This is a genomic window from Ottowia thiooxydans (assembly GCF_040548795.1).
Classification (GTDB): Bacteria; Pseudomonadota; Gammaproteobacteria; order Burkholderiales; family Burkholderiaceae_C; genus Ottowia; species Ottowia thiooxydans_A.
Genome location: NZ_JBEPSH010000002.1, coordinates 393,405 through 413,531, shown reverse-complemented (window position 1 = coordinate 413,531; position 20,127 = coordinate 393,405). Strand labels below are relative to the sequence as shown.

The 20,127-nt window shown below is 60.3% G+C and carries 16 protein-coding genes; 9 read left to right on the top strand and 7 right to left on the bottom strand.

What is annotated here, in order from left to right; genetic code table 11:
- The first annotated feature begins 123 nt into the window (after positions 1–123).
- The 3 genes from ABIE13_RS05520 to ABIE13_RS05510 are packed head-to-tail and all read left to right on the top strand — an operon-like array spanning position 124 to position 6,089.
- The gene (locus ABIE13_RS05520; RefSeq protein WP_354441862.1) at positions 124–2,643 is read left to right on the top strand and encodes a PD-(D/E)XK nuclease family protein; all 2,520 of its coding nucleotides are present in this window, start codon (positions 124–126) and stop codon (positions 2,641–2,643) included.
- Positions 2,640–5,942, top strand: coding sequence for a UvrD-helicase domain-containing protein (locus tag ABIE13_RS05515; RefSeq protein ID WP_354441861.1), 3,303 nt, complete (start codon positions 2,640–2,642; stop codon positions 5,940–5,942). The genes ABIE13_RS05520 and ABIE13_RS05515 overlap by 4 nt, the downstream gene beginning before the upstream one ends.
- A gap of 12 nt (positions 5,943–5,954) precedes the next feature.
- The gene (locus ABIE13_RS05510; RefSeq protein WP_354441859.1) at positions 5,955–6,089 is read left to right on the top strand and encodes a biotin/lipoyl-containing protein; all 135 of its coding nucleotides are present in this window, start codon (positions 5,955–5,957) and stop codon (positions 6,087–6,089) included.
- 6 nt (positions 6,090–6,095) lie between these two features.
- Here the strand turns inward: ABIE13_RS05510 and ABIE13_RS05505 are convergent, their stop codons facing one another.
- Positions 6,096–7,016, bottom strand: coding sequence for a LysR family transcriptional regulator (locus ABIE13_RS05505; protein WP_354441858.1), 921 nt, complete (start codon positions 7,014–7,016; stop codon positions 6,096–6,098).
- Between the two features lie 73 nt (positions 7,017–7,089).
- On the opposite strand from ABIE13_RS05505, the gene ABIE13_RS05500 reads away from it, so the two are divergent.
- Complete coding sequence (locus ABIE13_RS05500) at positions 7,090–8,463, top strand: carboxylesterase family protein (RefSeq protein WP_354441857.1); 1,374 nt, start codon at positions 7,090–7,092, stop codon at positions 8,461–8,463.
- A 43-nt stretch (positions 8,464–8,506) separates the two neighbouring features.
- Positions 8,507–9,508 (top strand): Bug family tripartite tricarboxylate transporter substrate binding protein, encoded by a 1,002-nt coding sequence (locus ABIE13_RS05495; protein ID WP_354441856.1) that lies wholly within the window; start codon positions 8,507–8,509, stop codon positions 9,506–9,508.
- 134 nt (positions 9,509–9,642) lie between these two features.
- Here ABIE13_RS05495 and ABIE13_RS05490 read toward each other — a convergent pair whose 3' ends face one another.
- Positions 9,643–9,879, bottom strand: a complete 237-nt coding sequence (locus tag ABIE13_RS05490; protein ID WP_354441854.1) for a hypothetical protein — start codon at positions 9,877–9,879, stop codon at positions 9,643–9,645.
- A 162-nt stretch (positions 9,880–10,041) separates the two neighbouring features.
- Here ABIE13_RS05490 and ABIE13_RS05485 point away from each other — a divergent pair, with 162 nt between their 5' ends.
- The gene (locus tag ABIE13_RS05485) at positions 10,042–11,376 is read left to right on the top strand and encodes a TIGR03862 family flavoprotein (protein ID WP_354442349.1); all 1,335 of its coding nucleotides are present in this window, start codon (positions 10,042–10,044) and stop codon (positions 11,374–11,376) included.
- 267 nt (positions 11,377–11,643) lie between these two features.
- Here ABIE13_RS05485 and ABIE13_RS05480 read toward each other — a convergent pair whose 3' ends face one another.
- From ABIE13_RS05480 to ABIE13_RS05460, 5 genes are all read right to left on the bottom strand, one after another.
- Positions 11,644–12,324, bottom strand: a complete 681-nt coding sequence (locus tag ABIE13_RS05480; RefSeq protein ID WP_354441852.1) for an OmpW/AlkL family protein — start codon at positions 12,322–12,324, stop codon at positions 11,644–11,646.
- A 34-nt stretch (positions 12,325–12,358) separates the two neighbouring features.
- Positions 12,359–13,519 (bottom strand): SGNH/GDSL hydrolase family protein, encoded by a 1,161-nt coding sequence (locus tag ABIE13_RS05475; RefSeq protein WP_354441851.1) that lies wholly within the window; start codon positions 13,517–13,519, stop codon positions 12,359–12,361.
- A gap of 326 nt (positions 13,520–13,845) precedes the next feature.
- Complete coding sequence (locus ABIE13_RS05470) at positions 13,846–15,312, bottom strand: NAD-dependent succinate-semialdehyde dehydrogenase (protein WP_354441849.1); 1,467 nt, start codon at positions 15,310–15,312, stop codon at positions 13,846–13,848.
- An 85-nt stretch (positions 15,313–15,397) separates the two neighbouring features.
- Positions 15,398–16,843, bottom strand: coding sequence for a cardiolipin synthase (gene cls, locus ABIE13_RS05465; protein ID WP_354441847.1), 1,446 nt, complete (start codon positions 16,841–16,843; stop codon positions 15,398–15,400).
- A 24-nt stretch (positions 16,844–16,867) separates the two neighbouring features.
- Positions 16,868–17,236 (bottom strand): ArsC family reductase, encoded by a 369-nt coding sequence (locus ABIE13_RS05460; protein WP_354441845.1) that lies wholly within the window; start codon positions 17,234–17,236, stop codon positions 16,868–16,870.
- Between the two features lie 39 nt (positions 17,237–17,275).
- Here ABIE13_RS05460 and folC point away from each other — a divergent pair, with 39 nt between their 5' ends.
- From folC to ABIE13_RS05445, 3 genes are read left to right on the top strand one after another with little or no spacing between them, the layout of a single operon-like run.
- Positions 17,276–18,565 (top strand): bifunctional tetrahydrofolate synthase/dihydrofolate synthase, encoded by a 1,290-nt coding sequence (gene folC, locus ABIE13_RS05455; RefSeq protein ID WP_354441844.1) that lies wholly within the window; start codon positions 17,276–17,278, stop codon positions 18,563–18,565.
- Positions 18,566–18,568: 3 nt separating this feature from the next.
- Complete coding sequence (locus ABIE13_RS05450; RefSeq protein ID WP_354441842.1) at positions 18,569–19,534, top strand: SPOR domain-containing protein; 966 nt, start codon at positions 18,569–18,571, stop codon at positions 19,532–19,534.
- Positions 19,531–20,019, top strand: a complete 489-nt coding sequence (locus ABIE13_RS05445; protein ID WP_354441841.1) for a CvpA family protein — start codon at positions 19,531–19,533, stop codon at positions 20,017–20,019. The genes ABIE13_RS05450 and ABIE13_RS05445 overlap by 4 nt, the downstream gene beginning before the upstream one ends.
- Positions 20,020–20,127 lie beyond the last annotated feature (108 nt).

The window sequence follows — 20,127 nt, the reverse complement described above, 5'->3', positions numbered from 1 at the left end:
CGGATAAGCAGATAAAGTTGAATCATTGTGACAGAAACCCCATTTCCTTGCGCCCCTGCTGGCTCTCAGGAAGATGCTGGAACATCCGGCGTTTTCATTTCCCCCTCTGCGGATGGCTCCACGATGGCCCAGTCAGGTGTGAGCCTTCACGGGCCCTACCTCGAAACCTGGAGCGCCTTACTCACCCAGATACAGAGCTATCTGGAGGGTGGAGCCGCTCATCCGGCTCGCAGCGTGGTGTTGCTGCCTTACGCGCAGCTGGTGCCACTGGCCATCCGTATGTGGGCCGAGCGTTTCCCCAATGGCTTCGCTCCGCACTTTGAAACCACCCGGAGCTGGGCCGCTCGCGTCGGCATGTTCACGCCGGGCCCCAGTGACATTGCGTTCGACCACGGACGGGATTTGCTCACCGCGACATCGTTGCTGGAAGGGGCTGGACTCGGCGCGCGGCGTGGCCTTCTTTCGGGACCCCTGGTAGAGCAGGCCATGCAACTGGCTCCTTTGGCAGCCAGCGTACCCTCTGCATTGCGCCAGGATTGGGCCGCACAGGCCTACGCAGCCCTGCCAGAGATTCCCAGCGGTCCGCTCGCGCTGGAAGCCGCTGTGGCTCGCATTGCGATCGCATGGGCGGCCACTTCGGACTACGCCACAGATGTGCTGTTCGAATCGAGGGTGGCACGCGATATGGATGCGCTGCTGGTCGTCAATGGTTTGCAGCCGGACGAGCTGACGTCGTCTTTGGTCGATCATTTTGCGGACCGGGCGCTGGTGGTGACCCCTGACTCTGGTGCGGCGCAAGGGGCCATTTCCTTGCATGCAGCGCGAGATGGCGAGGATGAAGCGCAGCGGGCTGCCGCCTGCGTCCTGCAGCACATCGGCGCCGGCCGTGTGCCCGTCGCGCTGGTGGCTGGAGATCGCATGTTGACGCGGCGAATCAGTGCACTGCTGGTCGCGAAAGGGGTACGCCTGCGTGATGAAACGGGGTGGAAGCTTTCCACCACGTACGCGGCTGCGCAGTTGATGAGCGCTTTGCGCGCATGTGCGCACCATGCATCCACAGATGCCGTCATTGATTGGCTCAAGCTGTCGCCTGCCTTTGCTGTCCTTGAGTCCACTGCCGTGCAAGCGCTGGAGAAGGACTTGCGTCGTGGCGCCGTGAGAGACTGGGCCAGCGCCATCGGCATGCCCGATCACGGGCCGCTCATGACCAGCATTGAGGCGCTTCGGCAAACCATGCGTCATCCGCGCCGGCTGCCTGATTGGTTGGCCGGCATGCAGGCGCTGTTGGAAGCGGCCGGCTTGTGGCAAGCCTGGGCCGCAGATGCTGCGGGTGAGTCCGTGATCGCGGCCTTGGGGCTGCATGAGAGCAGGCAGGTTGAACTTCAGGCGTGGCCTGCTGCCCAGCGCAACATGTCCTTGAGCGAGTTCACCGCTTGGGCAAGTGCTGCCCTGGAAGCCGTCAACTTCAAGCCGCTGGCACAGGCAGACGCGCAAGTCGTCATCTTGCCCATGAGCCAGTTGCTGTGCAGGTTGTTTCCCGCGCTCGTGTTGCCAGGCGCAGACGAGCAGCGCCTGCCTGCGGCTCCTGAGCCACCGGGGTCTTGGAGCACGGCGCAGCGCACGGCCATGCGCCTGCCCACCCGGGAACTGCTAGAGGGGGCGCAACGCGAAGCCTGGCGCATTGCACTTCAGACGCCGGCGGCGGATATCCTGTGGCGGCACAGTGACGACAGCGGAGAGCCGTTACTCCCTTCGCCCCTGGTTCAAGCGCTGCGTTTGCGAGGAGCAGGGGATGAAGGGCGAGATCCCAGGCAGACCCGTGTTGTGCCGACACAACCCGTTTATGCCCCCCAGCCGCGTGGAGACGCTTTGCCCGCCATGCCCTTGTCGGCAAGCAGCTACGACATGCTGCGCACTTGCCCCTACCGCTTCTTCGCCCTGCGCCAGTTGGGCTTGCAGGATGAGGGCGAACTGGATGTGGACGTCGACAAGCGGGACTTCGGCAACTGGGTGCACCTGACGCTCAATCTTTTTCATGTGGCCTTGAAAGCCGACCCTGCCGCTGACCGGGTGGCCTTGCTGGATGCCGTCGCACTCAAAGCCACTCAGAATCTGGGGTTGGACGAAGGTGAGTTTTTACCTTTCGGGGTAGGGTGGCCAGGGCTGCGTGATGGTTATCTGAAGTGGCTTGCGGACCATGAAGCCACCGGCGCTGTGTTTGATGTTGCGGAGGCTGACGCCAAAGCGACTTTGGGAATCTTGCAACTGCGCGGACGCCTTGATCGGGTTGATCGCCTACCGGATGGATCGCCTCTGGTGGTGGACTACAAGACTGAAGCACTCAAACGCACCACGGACCGGTTGAAGGCGGGCAACGAGGACACGCAGCTGCCCTTCTATGCCCTGTTGTCAGGTGCAGATTCGCCGCGCGCTGCTTATGTGAATGTGAGTGAGCGAGAGGGAACCAGCTCGCATGAGCCGCCGGACTTGCTGCTGCTGGCTCAGCAGCTGTATGAGGGCATGGAAAGCGATATCGGACGCATATCCCAGGGAGAGCCATTGCTTGCTTTGGGAGAGGGCGCCGTGTGTGAGTGGTGTGAGGTGCGTGGTATGTGCCGCAAGGACTTCTGGAGCGGCGAATGAGCATGAACCCCGCCTACGAACACAACGGGCAATCGTGTACGAGAGAGGCCTTCTATGCCATTGCCTGCGACCCCCGACGCAGCGCTGCAGTCGAGGCCTGCGCTGGCGCCGGCAAGACGTGGATGCTGGTTTCTCGCATCTTGCGCGCGTTGATTGATGGCGCCGCACCGCATGAGATTCTTGCCATCACGTTTACCAAGAAAGCGGCCGGTGAAATGCGCCAGAGGCTGCAGGAATGGCTGGCCGACTTTGGGCAGGCGAGACCGGCGGAAACGGGTGCTCAATGGAGCGAGCGTGTCCGCAAGGAATTGATCTTTCGCGGCGTAGAGCCCGCTAAGCTGGAGGCACAAACTGAGCGCCTGCAGAGCCTCTATCAGAAGGTTCTGGAACAAGCGCGGCCTGTGCAGATACGCACTTTCCACAGCTGGTTCGCTGCGCTGCTGCGAACCGCGCCTTTGCAGGTGCTCGATGACCTCGGGCTGCCTTCCAACTACGAACTGCTCGAAGACGACCAAGACGCTGTCTCGGAAGTCTGGCGCCGCTACCTGCGCGTGGTCGCGGCCGATGAGGTTCTGCGTGCGGACTACACCGCGCTGGTGAATGAGCATGGCCGCCATCAGGCGCATCAGGCGTTGAATGCGGCCTTGTCCCGGCGAGTGGAGTTCAACATGTCAGATGCGGCGGACATACTGGAAGAAGCCGTTCCCCCGTTTGAGACGGTCGTACCGGAGCTGGCTGGCCTGTCTCAACCCGCCGAATCGCTGGCCTCAGAAGCAGCGCGTGCACGGTGGATGGAGCGTGCCGCCGCCTTGGGGCGAGAGGCCAACAAGACTCCGCAAAAGGCCGCCAATGCCGTGGTCGACGCCTTTGCATTGCCGGAGCTTCCAGCTCGGATGGCTGCATTGCGCAAGGCATTTTTCGTGGCGGGAGAGAACCGTCTTACCCAGCATTTGAAAAAATTCCCCGCTGCTCAGGAAGCTGAAACCGAATTGCAGAGCCTGCTGCTGGCGGCCTGCCAGTACCGCGGGCGTTTGCACCAGCAAAGACTGGTAAGGCTCTCGCGCAGCCTGATCCATGAGTTCGCCAATCTGAAACGCGAGCGGGGCTGGATCGACATGGGAGACATTGAGCGAGCCTCGCTCACCCTGCTGAGCGACGACGTTCTGGCAGGCTGGGTGCAGGAGCGGCTGGATGCGCGCGTGCGCCATCTGCTGATCGACGAATTTCAAGATACCAATCCGCTGCAGTGGCAGGCGCTGAGCGCATGGCTGTCTGGCTACGCCGGCTCCGGCGGCGGACACGGCGCGCCAAGTGTGTTCATCGTGGGCGATCCCAAGCAAAGCATCTATCGGTTTCGCAGAGCGGATCCGCAGGTGTTCGTCGCTGCCAGGGAATTTGTGAAGACGGCTTTGGGCGGTGACCTGCTGGCGTGCGATCACACTCGGCGCAATGCGCGGGGCGTGCTCAGTGCGGTCAATACGGTGATGCTGACAGCTCAGTCCGCCGGTGAGTTCGAGGGTTATCGTGCCCACAGCACAGAGTCTGATGTTCCGGGCGAGGTGCGGACACTTCCCGCCATTGCACGCCCTGAGCGCACGGGTACGGCGGAGACGGACGCACTTTTCTGGCGTGACAGCTTGAGCGCTCCACGCACGATTCTTGAAGACACGCTGCGAACCCTGGAATGCCGCCAGGCGGCGCAGTGGATTGCCAAGCAGGTGCAGGCCGGCATCGCCTTGCGGGAGATCATGGTGCTGGCGCGTAAGCGGGAGCCGCTGAGTGTTTTGCAATCGGAACTGCGGAAAATCGGTATTGCATGTGAGCAACCGGAAGAGCAGTTGCTTGGCGATCTGCCGGTGGTCCAGGACGTGCTTGCGCTGATGGACGCGCTGATTTCTCCCGATCACAATTTGTCGCTTGCGCGAGCGCTCAAATCCCCGCTGTTCGGCTTGGGTGACGATGACCTGGTGCGAATAGCCTTGCTGGCACGCTCCGGTGCGCACAGAGGCGCTACCTGGCTCGATCTGCTTAAGCATGTGGCGCTGGAAACCGTTGACGCAGCCGCATTGCATGCAACGTTGATTCGATACCGGAGGTGGCTCACCACCTTGCCGCCCCACGATGCCTTGCAGGCGATCTATAGCCATGGTGATGTGCTAGCCCGCTATGCCGCTGCCGCACCCGCTTCTGAGCGAGAGCATCAATTGGTGGAACTGCGTGCGCTGCTGGCTGCCGCGTTGCAGGTTGGAGGCGGGCGTTATCTGACAGCTTATCAACTGGTTCGTGCCCTGCGTCGGCAGCGCATTGCAGCGCCGCGTCAGGCCAACCCTGATTCAGTAAGGCTGCTTACCGTGCACGGGGCCAAGGGCCTGGAAGCCAATACGGTGATTTTGCTGGACGCACAAGCAGGGCCGCCGCGAGCCAAGAACATGGGCATTTTGATCGAATGGCCCGGTGAATCGCCTGCACCGCATCAGTTCATATTTGTCGCGAGCGAAAAGGATTTACCTCCCAGTGCTGCTCGGCTCGCTGCGAGCGAACGGTTTGAGGGGGCCCGCGAAGAGCTCAACGCGCTTTATGTGGCCATGACACGTGCCCGCGAACGATTGATGCTGTCCAGTGTGACGCCTCATGCGGCGCCCGCCAGCAGTTGGTGGCAACGTATTGAGGCTTTGGCCGAGCCCGAAGCTGGGCCCAGCATAGAGTATCTGGACGCTGCAGCGCAGGTGACCTCATTCGAGTTGCTGGAATTGCCCTCGCTCGCCGGCGCGCAAGCGCTACCTGAAATCGGTGGGGACTTCGTTGAGGCTTGGCCGCCTGCGCCTGAAGTCAGCGATGCTTCTCGCTTGGGGCAGGCGATGCATTGGTTGCTTGAGCATGCCGCCGATACGCCGCTGGGCTGGCGGCCAGAGAGGGTAGGCCAAGCCATGCAGAGATTTGATGCCAGTGTGGAGCAGCTCGCCCGCGCGCAAGCGCTGGCTCGCCGCATCCTGGAGGGGGAGGGTGCCTGGGCGTGGAATGCCGACCAGATTGCAGAACATTTCAATGAGGTCGAACTCATCCACGAAGGTCAGTTGCTGCGCATGGACCGCCTGGTTCGCCGGCGTGCGGGGCCGCATGGCCCTGAAGCCTGGTGGGTGCTTGACTACAAGAGCGCTGCCCAGCCTGAGCGTGATCCCTTGCTGCTTGAACAACTGGCACGCTACAGAGCGGCGGTTCAAGTCGCTCATCCCACGCAAGTCGTACTCGCGGCCTTTTTGAGTGCCGATGGACGGCTGGTGATGGCGCAAGAGGCCTAGCGAAGCGCTGACATGCGCCTCATTGCCGAATCCATGAAGATGGAAATCCCGGTTACCAGCGAGCGGGCAGGGACCGTGGTGGAACTAAGGGTCGGTGAGGGAGAAGCCGTCGAGGACGGCCAAGTGGTCGCTATTGTCGAGACCTGAACGGGATTAGCGCGCGATGAATTGCTGCGCTGCCACTGCCTCGCATGCATCGAGTACAAGCTGCGCTGCCATGGGGGGAATGTGCCCCTTGCGATGGAGTACTACGATCGCGCGCTCGAGCGTCATGCCCTCCAGCGCTACCTCCACCACATCAGCACGTCTCGCGTCGGGTTGTATCAATTGCCGTGGTACGAAGGTCAGGAACGGGCCTCGCTGCAGCAGCGACATGATGACCGTGGCGGAGTTGGTTTCCACGACGACGTGGGGCGGGGCGCATCGAGCCGCCACGAACAGATCCGCCAACCGTTGCCAGGGCGGTCCGTCTCGGGCGGGCGTGATCCACGGGTATTTCAGCAGCTCAACCGGTTGCACCATGCGTTTGCGCGCCAGGGGATGGGCCTTCCCGCAGCAAACCACAAAGTGATCCTTGAAGAGTTCACGCCAGGCCAGATCTGGGCTCACGCCTCTCAATGGGAGGTTGGTCAGAGCGAAATCCAGTTCACCGCGCACCACAGATTGAGCCACGCCTTCATAAATCAGAGCTTCGGTCACGGTGATATTGATTGACGGATGCGTTAACGCGAGACGAGCGAGCACTTCGGGCATGAAGTGGGGCGCCAAGGCAGGCGCAATACCTATTCGTGCTTCCCCTACTTCACCGGCTTTCAGCTTTTGGAGCTCGGCAATCGAGGCGCGCACGTCCGACTCGATCGCTTGACCGCGTCGAGCCAGTGTGTCCGCGTACGAAGTAGGCGTAATGCCTTTGGTCGTGCGATTGAAAAGCGGCACATCCAGGTCTGCTTCAAGCTTTCTGATACTTTTGCTCAGGGCCGGCTGAGATATTCCTAATCGTGCGGCCGCCTTGCCGAGACTTCTTGTTTCGTAGGCTTGAAGAAAGTGTTTCAGCAGCCCCAGGTTCATACTCATAACTGTAGGTTTTCAAGGCATTCCTTTTAGTCTACTACCGGATATGACTTTAAACGCGGATACTTTGCACCCCATGGACATGACAACGCACGAATCCAAGAGTATCGACAGGGATGGCAATGCCATCAATGTGCATACGGGGGACGGAGAAATCGTCGGACGCGTGGTCGGTGGGCGCGATGGCGTTGCAGGCCAAGTGGGCTGCTGGATGAACGTGCCCTACGCACGTGCCCCGGTGGGCCCCTTGCGATTTGCTCCACCTCAGCCACTTTCTCAGTTTGCCGGGAAATCCATCCAGGTGGACGCACGCTCACCAAACCCCATAGTTGCGCCGCAACGGCCTTCCAGGTTGGAAGACGTTCTTGGTAGCTTCGCAGCCGTTCAGCAGGAAGACTGTCTACGTCTGAACATATGGTCCCCGCTGGAAGCGCTGCGAGATGAGCAACCGCGGCCCGTACTGGTCTGGCTACATGGAGGCGCCTGGATCACAGGTGGAGGTGGGATCTCCTGGTACGAAGGTACGCAGTGGGCGAAGGAGGCAGGCATCGTCGTGGTCGGCGTTAACTATCGTTTGGGTGCGCTAGGCTGGCTTGCGGGGGATGACGCCGAACAGAACAATCTGGGTTTGCAAGATAGCCAACTGGCGCTGAAATGGGTGGCGGAGAATATCGGCGCGTTTGGCGGCAATCCGGACCATGTGACCATCATGGGGCAGTCGGCAGGCGGAGACAACATCGGTGCGCTGATGCAATCCCGTCATCCCTTGCTGTTTCAACAAGCAGTTATACAGAGTGCGCCTCTCGGCAGGCCAATGCGCACGCTGGACGAGGCGCGCGCGATTCGCCAGATGGCCATGCAGCAGTGGGGAGTCAGCAACCTGGATCAACTTCAGCGGCTACCGCTGGATACCTTGCTTGAAGGTCAGGCAAGCCCTGCGGTGATGGGGAAAATGAAAGCTCTCGGCATTGCCGGCCAAGCCTACATGGTGGTGGCAGACGATTTGCACGTGAACGCTGAAGGTCGTACGCGCTATCTTCAGTCAGCCTCGCGGGTGCCGAGCATCGTGGGCGCAACGACAGATGAGATGACCGCGTTTCCTGATATGAAGCGCGTGGATCCGGATCTGGCCATTGGGCGCCGGATGTTCAATGCCGGTGCCGAGCAGTGGCAGTGCGAGGCTGAAGCCGCAGGGCAAAAGTGCTGGCGCTACGAGTTCCGGTTTGGTCCCAACCCGCGCTTAGGGGCCTGCCACTGCATTGACTTGCCATTCACATTTGGCACATTGCCTGCCTTTGAGCGAGCCCCGATGCTCGCGGGGGGCGATGCAGCCGAGATGGAAGCCCTGTCGCGGTACTGGCGCAGTGGTCTGCAGAGTTTCGTCATACAAGGCGATCCTCTCTGGCCGAAGCGCGATGGCGGGGTGCATAACGTGGACGCCGTGCGTTGATTGCGTGCCATTTTTGAACCCCTTCGAACACTCTGGAGATCCTATGCTTTCATCATTGAAACCGCTTGAAGCCATGACACGCCGTGACTGGTTGCAACGCGCCGCTGCAGGGGCCGCTGCGGCGGCGGGGCCGGCATCGGTTTTCGCCCAGGAAGCATGGCCTCAAAGGCCTGTGACTATGATCGTGGCGAACGCCGCTGGCGCACCGGTTGACGTAGCGATACGACTGATTGCAAAGGAGCTGGAAGCCAAATGGGGGCAGTCGGTGGTGATCGATAACAGAGTAGGTGGTTCGGGCTTGGTGCCGTTGCGCACGCTCGCTCGAGCCAAACCGGACGGCTATACGTTCGGCACCTTGTTCGGCGCCATATACACCACCTTGCCGTTTGCCGTGGAGCACATGGAGATGGACCCAATCAATGCACTGGACGCCGTAAGTTTGGTGGCGCGCACCCCATTCGTCTACATGGTTGCGAAGGACAGCCCGCTGAAATCATGGCAGGATTACGTCAAGCTTGCGCGTCAGAAAGACACTACAGTGGGTTCTTATTCTGTCGGCACCGCGTTCCATTTGACTTGGGCACAAACGGCCCATGCCGCCGGCATCAAGGCCGTGTATGCGCCCTCGTCCACCGCCGGGAAGACACAGATGGATTTGATCGGAGGTTTGCTGGACATCGCACTGGACGCACCTTCCAGCGCCAAGGGTCTGATCGAAACAGGCCGGGTTCGTCCTTTGGCTGTCACCAGCTCCAAGCGCCTACCCATGCTTCCGGACGTTCCCACGCTGGCCGAGCAAGGCTTACCTGGCTTCTCCAGTGATCCGTGGTTTGCCATGGCCGCACCTAAAGGCGTGCCAGCAGCCATTCTGGCCAAGGTTCAGCACGATTTGAAAGAGGTCATGCAGCATGCCTCCCTGCGTGAGCGACTGGAAGGTATGGCAATGGTGCCGGTGGCTTCGACTGCAGTGCAGATGCGAAGCGTCATCGAAAGCGATCGCAAAGTGATTGAGCCACTGGTCAAGCAGCTGGGTATCCGCATGTAAGAACGTGGTTCGCACCCTGGGCGCGCCGTGGTGCGTATTGTGCGAACGGAGCAACCCGGTCAAATCCGGGTTGTTGGGTTGTTCATGCAGAGGTCAGACCGCGCTACAAGATTCGCCGAATAAGAAACGCTGAATCACCTGCGGGCTCGATCGCGCCAACGGATGAGGCCGTAACGAATCAGGAATGCGCAGCCCAACACCAGAGCGAACCAGCCGGGCAGGTAGGCCTGGCGCAAGATCTCCCCCATGTCGGCTGAGCGCGCAAAGTGTGGCCCTATCAAGATGACCAAGCCAATGAGGGCGCAAATAACGCCCTTGAACAGTAGCTCAGAGTCCTGTTTTTGTTTGGAAGATGGGGTCGATGAGGCCATGAGCCATTATCGTTGACGCGCTCCCATGCCCTATTCGTGAAACTACGCAAGCGCACCTGGATAAGGGGTTCGACGCTAAGAACGCCGCGCTCCTGGCTGCTTGTGTACATTAAGACCGTAGCGCTCGCTGCGTCCGGCCCTGATCACACCTTCTATCCCTTGCTGACATCCTCCGTTTCCGTTGCCATCATTGGCGCCGGCCCTGCAGGCCTCATGGCTGCGCAGGTTCTTTCTGAAGCTGGCTTGCAGGTCGATCTGTTCGACGCCATGCCATCGGTTGGGCGCAAGTTCCTGCTTGCAGGCAGGGGCGGATTGAACCTGACTCATTCAGAAGCCTACGACTCCTTCGTTTCCCGCTTCGGCGCGCGCCAGTCGAACATCGAGCCATGGCTGCGTGAGTTCGACGCCGAAGCCGTGCGCTCCTGGGCGCATGGGCTGGGAGTGGAAACCTTTGTCGGCACTTCGGGGCGCGTTTTTCCGAAAGAGATGAAGGCAGCACCCTTGCTGCGTTCATGGTTGCAGCGTCTGCGCCACCCTGGGCCGGGTGGCGTACCGGTTCGTTTCCATATGCGTCACCGCCTCGTGGGGTGGGCGCCTGCAGCTCAGGGTGAGAGCGGAGGCATTTTTAGTTTCCAGACACCGGCGGGAGAGCAGCGCGTGCAAACAAGCATTGCTATCCTCGCATTGGGTGGAGCCAGTTGGCCCAGGCTCGGCTCGGACGGAGCGTGGGTGCCGTGGTTCTGCGCGAACGGGGTAGGGGTGGCGCCGCTCACGCCCGCTAACAGCGGATTTGATGTGGCCACCACCGCAGCTCGCGAAACAGAGAAGACTTCAAGTGAAGGTACTGCGGCGGACGAGGCGGGTTGGTCCGCTTATTTTCGAGAGCGTTTCGCCGGTCAACCACTTAAATCTGTTGCCATCACGGTCCGGGGTGACGACCAGACCTCCGTGTTTGAAAGACGAGGCGAATTCGTCGTCACCGAGACCGGCGTTGAAGGCAGCCTGATTTATGCCGCATCGTCCCTTTTGCGAGGTGCCTTGGCTGACAAGGGCGTAGCTACGCTGTACCTGGACCTCTTGCCTTCCCATACGTATGCACAAGTGCTTTCGGCGGTACAGGCGCCGCGTGATGGGCAAAGCCTTGCCAATCACCTGCGTCGCCGGCTAAGGCTTGAGGGCGTTAAAACTGCACTGCTCAACGAATTGCTGCCCCGCGAATCGATGCGCGATCATGAACTCCTGGCACGCGCCATCAAATCCCTGCCTATCGTGCTGGCTGTGCCGCGTCCCATCGAAGAGGCGATCAGCACAGCTGGTGGTGTCCGTTTTGAGTCCCTGGACGAATTCTTGCAAATCAGCCATGCGCCGGGGGTATTTTGCGCGGGTGAAATGCTGGATTGGGAAGCACCCACCGGCGGCTACCTGCTTACTGCCTGCATGGCCAGTGGTGTTCGTGCGGCCCGGGGTGTGCTTCGTTTGGGCACTACTCCTGCTTAGGGCGTGTGGGAAGCAGCTGGTATTTCCTGGGAGCGCCAAGCTCCAGCTTGGCAACTCTGGGGGTTCTACTAACGCTTCAATGCCAAGCTGGAGCTTGGCGCTCCCCGGGATAACGCGCGCCTCTCAGGTAACTGGAAGGCGCTTATTTACTCTCCAGCCGAGGTAAGGCGAAGGCACTGCCGAACGGGTGGGCGCGTGGCCCGCACCGTACTCGGCTGCGTCTACTGCCGATTCAAGTCGATGAGCTACTGTAAAGAACTGACCTGATCAGAACCTGTAACCCACAGACAAAGCTGCGGTGGTTGGGTTCAGGCGGGCGTCGATGGTTTGACCTGTGGAGAGAGTCGTCTTGGTCTTGATGAAGGTCTTGCCCACCATCGCTTCGACGAACCAACGCTCGTTGATCGAATACACCATGCCGATGATCAGCGTTGGTGCCAGCTTCGACTGGATGCTCATCGTTGTCGGTACGCTGGGAGAGCCGCCGGTAATGGAGCTCAGCGTGTTGCTGGCCGTTTCCTTGTAGAACTTCGCGTACGTCAGACCACCACCCACGTAGGGGCGGAATTTCGCGTTGGCTTCACCGAACCGCCATTGCCCAAAAAGGGACATGGGCAGGCTCCTGGTGTGTCCAAGCTCTCCCGTTCCTGCCACGGCGCCGTCACCTTTAATGCGGTGTTTGAAGGGCAGAGCCAGTGGTACGTCCAGGGCGATGTTGTCAGTGACCATGTAGGTGATGCCACCGCCCAGTTGCGTGTCGGCTTCTACGTCGATCTTGGAGCCGGGCAGGCTGGGTGGACCCAGGTCGCCGCTGGAAACTGACGGAGCAATATGGATAGCACCCAGACGAACCTGAAACGTGCCTGCACTTTGCGCGAAAGCGCCGCCAGCAACGGTCATGGCAGCCAAAGCAGCCAGGGAGAGTGAAATCGTGCGAATTTTTTTCATGACGGGTTTCCTAATCCAATTTGCAACGAGGCCATCACAACCAGCCAGCTTTAGCCAAGTCAACGGTGACCATCTGGGCCATCAACTGGTAGCCGTAAGGCGTCGGGTGGAAGCTGTCTGCAAAGGCATAAGTGGTCCACCAGTTGGCGCCGCCGGAGCTACCAGCAGGAGGCGTCATGGCTGACAAGGAGGCGGCCGTGCAGGTGGCAAAGGTGTAGGTTGGCAAACCATCGCTACCCACACCGGTAGGTGGGCAGGCAGGTGTGGTGACATTGGTCAGGCCGTACTGGGCTGGGTCTTTCATCTCATTGACGAAATTGGTGTAGAAATCGACCACGATCAGTCGCTTGTCCGTGCCGGCATCTGCAGCCAGACGCGCGTTGAAAGTTTGAATCCACATGTCGAACAGACCGGCTGCCTGCGCACTGGCTGCTTCGCCTTGAGCGGCGGCGATGGCTTTCAGAACCATCTGGAAACGCGGCGTGAGCGTGACAGGCGGCATGTTCAGCACGGCAATGTGCTCTGCGCCCTTGTCCAGAGCTTGAGCCTTGATGGTTCCATGGAGCAAGTCGGCCAGCGCACTCATATAGGCGGCACCGGCTTTTTCAGCTCCTTGAGGCTGAGCCATCAGGGCTTGCAGGGTGGCTTGTGGCAGAAGTGAGCCGAGAAGGGTCGCGTAAGCAACGCCGCCATCTCTTGCCGCACCGATGTAAGCACCGATCAGATCTGCCGCATCATTGCCGCCGCCATCTATCAGCAACAGATCGCTTTTATCGAAACCGACCTTGGCGGCGTCCGTGATCTGCTTGACGACCGACAGCGGGCTTTGCTGGCCTCCCGGCTGGGTAAATGCATTGATGCGGCCGCCGCCGATGGCATAGCTGGTGCACCCTGCGGCCACACTGAAGCCGCTGCCGTTGTAGCGGTAGTAAGCGCACATGGGAGAGGCGCCCACGTTGGCTGCTACGCGCTCAGTCCAGAGAACATTAGGCTCGCTGCTGCTGCCTTGAACAGTGAAGGTGCGCGACATGCCAGGCAGACCCGCGAAAGTTCCGTTATCGGCGAGGCTATCGCCCATGACCTTGACAGTCTTGATACCCGCAGGGTTACCAGGAGATTCGGTGCCACCACCACCGCAAGCGACCAAGATTGCGCATGCCGCCATGACCGGCAAGGTCCAAAAATTTCGTTTCATAGCTGTTTGGCTCCTCAGATGAATGAAAGTAGTTCTTTAGTTGCACTCCTATATTAGCTTATTCGGAGTGCAAATGTGAACTGGAGAAACCCCTGTAAGCTTTTAGGTTGACCGCCAACGAGTGCACGCGCGCGCAAGAAATCGCACCACTCCCTGGCTGGCGATCACTTTTGTATGGGGTTGGGTGAGGAAAGAGCCGGCCGAATTGCCCCGAGAGCCTGCTGGAGGCAGGGGCGAAATTCGGCGGGAAAGCGGGCGCCAGTCAGCGGCGCAGCGTGCACGCCACGTTGGCGTGAAATGGATTCTTATGTATTATTTTGAAGGTGCTAGGCTATGCCAATGCACAGGTACTTCATTTCCAGGTACTCGTCAATTCCGTGGCGCGAACCTTCGCGGCCCAGGCCAGACTGTTTGACGCCGCCAAAGGGCGCCTGTTCCACAGAAATGATGCCAGCATTGATGCCCACAATGCCGTATTCCAGCGCTTCGGAAACGCGCGTGATGCGGCCAATATCGCGCGCATAGAAATAGCTGGCCAGCCCAAAGATCGTGGCATTGGCTGCGTCAATGGCTTCCTGCTCGGTCTTGAAGCGGAACACGGGGGCCAGAGGCCCAAAGGTCTCTTCGCCAGCCACCAGCATCTTCGATGTGGCGTTGGAAATCACCGTTGGGGCATAGAACTGACCGCTCAGCTTCTGGCCGCCTGTGACAATCTTGCCGCCTTTCTTGACGGCATCGGCCACATGTCTGGCCACCTTTTTGACGGCCGCATCTTCGATCAGCGGCCCGATGGTGACGCCCTCGTCGAAACCATTGCCGACTTTCATCTTGCCCACTTTGGCAGCCAGCTTTTTCACGAATTGGTCGTAAACGCCGTCTTGGACGTAGAGTCGGTTGGCGCAGACACAAGTCTGGCCGGCATTGCGGTACTTGCTGGCAATGGCACCATCCACGGCAGCGTCGAGATCGGCGTCATCGAAGACGATAAACGGTGCGTTGCCGCCCAGCTCAAGCCCCAGTTTCTTCACCGTGGGCGCGCATTGGGCGGCCAGGATGCGGCCAACCTCGGTAGATCCGGTGAACGAAAGGTGGCGAACGACATCGCTTTCGCAAAGTACCTTGCCATAGGCCGCGCTGTCTGTGCCGGTAATCACATTCAACACACCAGCAGGGATGCCGGCGCGCAAGCCCAGCTCAGCTGCGGCCAGAGCGGTGAGGGGTGTCAGTTCCGCGGGTTTGATCACAACCGGGCAGCCCGCTGCGAGAGCGGGGGCTACTTTGCGGGTAATCATGGCCAGCGGGAAGTTCCACGGTGTGATGGCCGCACAAACACCGATGGGCTGGCGCAGCACGGTCAATCGTTTTGTGGGGTCGGATGTTGCCAGCGTTTCTCCGCCCACCCGCTTGGCTTCTTCGGCAAACCATTCCACGAAGCTTGCGCCGTACGAGACCTCACCCTTTGCTTCCGCAAGCGGTTTGCCTTGCTCTGCAGTCATGATCCGGCCCAGGTCGTCCTGGTTGTCCATGAGCAGCTGGAACCACTTCATCATGATGGCGTGGCGTTGCTTGCCTGTCAGAGAGCGCCAGGCCGGCCACGCAGCGTTGGCAGCAGTGATGGCATTTTTGACATCTCTGGGATCCAGATCAGCTACATCCGCTATGGTTTGGCCAGTCGCGGGGTCAGTGACGTCGAAACGCTTTTTTCCCTTGATCCATTTTCCGTTGACAAATCCATCGGTCTTGAGAAGGGTGGGGTCCTTGAGAAGGGTGAGGGGGTTGGCTCTGGTGTCCATGAGGTCTCCGAATGTGTTCTGTGTAAATTGTAGGTAGGTGTCTAGGTTGGCGCGTCTGCTCAAGTGGGAGTCAGCACGTTCTTGGCTAAAGCAAGGGGGAGGCCAGCCTGGCTACGGCCTCGAAGAGGCGTTGGGGTGCTGGCGAACGGCGGTTGGCGTGCACTCGTTTGCATTCCGAAAGATCGCGTTCAAACATCGCTGCCAGTTGCTCGTTGAAAGTGCCACTGAAAACTACGGCAGCCACTTCAAAGTTGAGTCTGAAACTTCGATTGTCGAAGTTGGCTGAGCCCACCATACCGTAGTGCTGGTCGATCAAAAGCGTTTTGGCGTGGAACATGCGTCCGGTGTACTCGAACACCAGGGCACCTGCATTCTGCAGTTCCTCAAAATACGAGCGTGCGGCGGCCGTCACCACGCGGGAATCACTTTTCTCAGGCACCATCAACTTGACAGAAACTCCACGCAACGCGGCATTGGTGAGCGCCATCAGTGCTGATTCCGTGGGCACAAAGTAAGGGGTGGCAAGCCAGATTCTCTCCCGAGCCATGTGAATGGCATCGATCATGGCTCGGTGGATGGCCTCGCTGTCGTTGTCCGGCCCAGAGGCGACGATCTGCACCGGCACCGGCCCAGGTGCGTAGTCGGGCAGCATGTCCTCGTCGGTGACCTGGCCACCTCCTGCATAACCCCAATCTTGCAGAAACAAGTACTGCAGCCACCTGACGGCTCCGCCCCTTAGGAGGAGGTGTGTGTCACGGTAGGCTTCCTTGGGACGCACGCGCTCATTTTCCTCGTCCGTGATGTTGATCCCGCCCAGCAGACCTACGCGGCCATCGATGATGGCGATCTTGCGGTGGGTGCGAAGGTTGACCAGCGGCCGCAGCAGGTCAAGCTTGCGGGGATGGAAGACGGAGAACTTCCCCCCTGCGTCCAGATAGTCGGCCAGAAATCGCTGACCTTTGCGAGAGCACAGCACAGGCGACCCAATGGCATCTACCAAAAGGCGCACCCGCACGCCTTCTTTCGCCTTGTCGACCAGGGCGTTCAGGACAGCCAGGCCCGTCGTGTCCGGCTCGAATATGTAGTATTCAAGGTGGATGTGCTTGCGCGCTGCAGCAATCTCTTTCAAAAGCGTGTCCAGGGTCGCCCCGCCGCTGGGCAGTAGCGTGACCTCCTCGCAACTCGCCAGCTGAAGCCCGCAACTGCGCTCAATCAACTCTGAATGCTGGGTTGCCCATAAGGGCGGCTCTGGGCGGTCTTTGAGCAGGGTTTTTAAGTCCTCCTGCGACATCAAGGCGGCGCGCTTGTGCCAGCGCTTGAGGCGTTGCCGCTTGACTCGCTGAGGGCCGAAGTACGCGTAGACCGCCAACCCAATGACAGGCAGGAGGTTGAGCGTGATGATCCATGCAAGGGTAGAAACCGGCGCACGGCGTTGCATGACGATCCAGGTTGTCAGTACCAGGCTGGAGATGGTCCAGGCCCATCCGAGCCAGTACGACCAGGTTTTATCAACGATTGCCCATTCGGACATGCTCAATTTCCTGGAGTGAAAATATCAGGGTTTAAGCCGGTCTTGCCACAGATCGGCATTGAAACCCACAGTGACGTCGCCTGGCGTGTTCGACCATTCAACGACTGGGCGTTTGATGACACTGGGTTGCTCCAGCATCAGGGCGGCGGCACTTTGACCGTCCACGACAGCAGCTTGCGCCGCAGGATCAAGCCGGCGCCAGGTCGTGCCCTGTCGGTTGAGAACCTTCTCCCATCCAACGGCTTGAATCCACCGTTCCAAGTGGGCAGGGGGGACCCCTTCCTTCTTGAAATCGTGGAAGTGATAGTCGATGCCGTGGGCGGTCAACCATGAGCGTGATTTTTTCACGGTGTCGCAATTAGGGATGCCGAAAAGGGTCAAGGAAGCGGTCATGGCGGCGATGATGCCATGCGTCGGCGAAAATCCCCTTATATGAATACTCTAGAAGACTGGCTCGCACATGCTGAGCAGCTGCATCCCAAGGCCATAGACATGGGCCTGGACAGGGTGCGCGCCGTGGCCGAGCGAATGGCGCTTGGCTTCTCCTGCCCTGTATTTACCGTGGCGGGCACCAACGGCAAGGGGTCCACCTGCGCCATGCTTGAATCCGTGCTCGAGCGCGCGGGCTGGCGAACCGGCGTCTTTACATCTCCGCACCTGGTTCATTTCGAAGAGCGTTGCCGCCTGCACGGCGAGCCCATCAAGGCTGAAAAGCTGATCGGCTCTTTTGAACAAGTGGAGTCGGCCCGAGGGGACATTACCCTTAGTTACTTTGAATTCACAACGTTGGCGATTCTCCATGCCTTGGCCAACGCCGGGCTTGACGCTGTGATCCTGGAGGTCGGTCTGGGCGGACGCCTGGATGCAGTGAACATTATCGATACCGATTGCGCCATCATCACCAGCATCGACATCGACCACGCTGAATTGTTGGGCGATACCCGCGAGAAGATTGGCTTTGAAAAGGCAGGCATTTTGCGTACCGGCCGGCCTGCCATCATCAGCGACCCGGTTCCTCCACAAAGTGTGATCGACCGCGCCCGCGAGATCGGCGCGGATACCTGGCTCTTGGGCCGGGATTTCAATTACAACGGAGATCCTCAGCAATGGGGCTGGGCCGGGCGTGGACGGCGTTACGCCGGGCTGGCTTACCCGGCTCTGCGGGGTGCCAATCAGCTTATCAACGCGTCTGGGGTGCTGGCGGCACTTGAAGCCATGCGTTCGCGGTTGCCGGTGACCGCCCAGGCCGTGCGCAGCGGACTGGCTCTGGTGCAATTGCCGGGGCGTTTTCAAGTGGTTCCGGGCCAGCCCACCTTGGTGCTGGATGTTGCCCACAACCCGCACTCCGTGGCGGCGCTGGCCCTTAACCTGGATGCCATGGGCTTTGCGCCTACGACGCACGCGGTATTCGGTGCAATGGCAGACAAAGACCTTGCGCCCATGCTTGCGCGCATGGATCCCCTGGTTGACCGCTGGTACTTTACAGACCTGCCGACTCCTCGCGCGGCCACAGGTGCCGCGCTGCAGGAGGCCTGGCAACGGGCCACGCGCCGCAAAGACGTGGATGCCAGTGTTTACACAGATCCACAGAGTGCATTGGAGGCCGCGGCGGCGGCAGCCACCCCCGCTGATAGAATCGTCGTATTCGGTTCGTTCTTCACGGTGGGAGATGTGCTGAGGCACGGCGTGCCCCGCCTTCATGCTGGCCGAGCTGGCGACTAATACATGGCGTTTTTCAAGTTCCGGCTGCGTGGGCAGCCCACTGATTCCCTCCCACCTACAGGGCGCAGGCCCTCCAAAGCGGGGGCTGCACCAACGGAGACCGTGGAGACCCTGCGGCGTCGGGCTCGTTACCGGCTCATAGGCGCGGCTGTGCTGGTTGGCATTGCCGTCATCACCTTTCCCATACTGTTCGATACCCAGCCTCGCCCCGTGGCGATGGATGTCCCCATCACGATTCCAGACCGCGACCGTGTAGCGCCTCTCGGGACACCATCTACCCCTGCGCACGGCGGTCAGGTCACGGCTTCATCCAGCCTGGACGCACGCGAGGAAGTGGTGGCAGAAAGCAGCGCACCGCGTCAACAACCTGCGCTTGTGCCGCCTCGCGTTGAGCGGCCCGCCGAGCCTGCGTCAGAAAAACCTGCGGATAAGCCGGCGGACAAGCCGGCCGTGAAGCCGGTGGAAAAGCCCGCAGACAAACCCGCGGAAAAGCCAACAGAGAAGCCAGCAGAGAAGCCAGCAGAGAAACCGGCTGAAAAGCCCGCTGAACGCAAGCCAGCTCCCACTCCTGCTCCCGCTCGTGCCAGTGAAGCGCCTTCCCGCGAAAGCGCGGAACGCAATACAGCCGAATCGCGGGTTCGCTCGGACGAGGCTGCCCGCGCCCGCGCGTTGCTAGAGGGTCGCAGTCCTGAAAGGGCAGCTGCCAAACCTGAGGCCAAGCCTGCGGTTGCACCTGCAGGCGGACGTTTCATCGTTCAGGTCGGTGCATTTGCAGATGCCAACTCCGCACGCGAGGCCCGCAGCAAGGCCGAACGCGCGGGTGTCAAGACTTACACGCAGGAAGTTGATACGCCCCAGGGCAAGCGAATCCGCGTCAGGGTCGGGCCCTATGCCAACCGCGAAGAAGCTGACAAAGCCGCTGCGGCGATCAAAAAATCCGGCTTGCCGGCTTCCATTCTTTCGCTTTGAGCGGCGTAGACTGGATTTGCCTCACGGTGGCAGTGGCCTCACTGCTTCTGGGCGCCTGGCGTGGCTTTCTGTATGAGGTGCTGGCACTAGGAAGCTGGGTATTCGCCTTTTTTGCGGCGCGCTGGGCGGCTCCGGTGGTTGGAGAATGGCTACCCATGGGTGATTCCTCAGAAGGTGTTCGCTATGCTGCCGGCTTTGCGCTTGTGTTCATATTCGCCGCTTTTCTGGGCGGAATGATCGCCTGGGCAGCGCGGCGCGGCGCTTCGGCGCTGGGCATGCGCCCGGTGGATCGGGTGTTTGGTGCCGTCTTCGGTGCCGCTCGGGGCCTGGTGCTGCTGTTAGTGGGGGCGGCAGTCATAGGCATGAGCCCGGCGCGGGATGCCGTTTGGTGGAAGGAGTCCATCAGCGCCCAATGGCTGGGTGACGCGCTGACAGCGCTGCACCCCATGCTGCCGGAACCGGTCGGAAAATATTTCCAGACATGAACGCTGGCATTGGCTCGCTGCGGGGAAAATCCAGGGCTGTGTGCCGGGTTTCGGACCGCAAAAAGCTGGTCGGTCAGGCTTTGGTTCAGGTTTTTCGTCTCTGGAAGG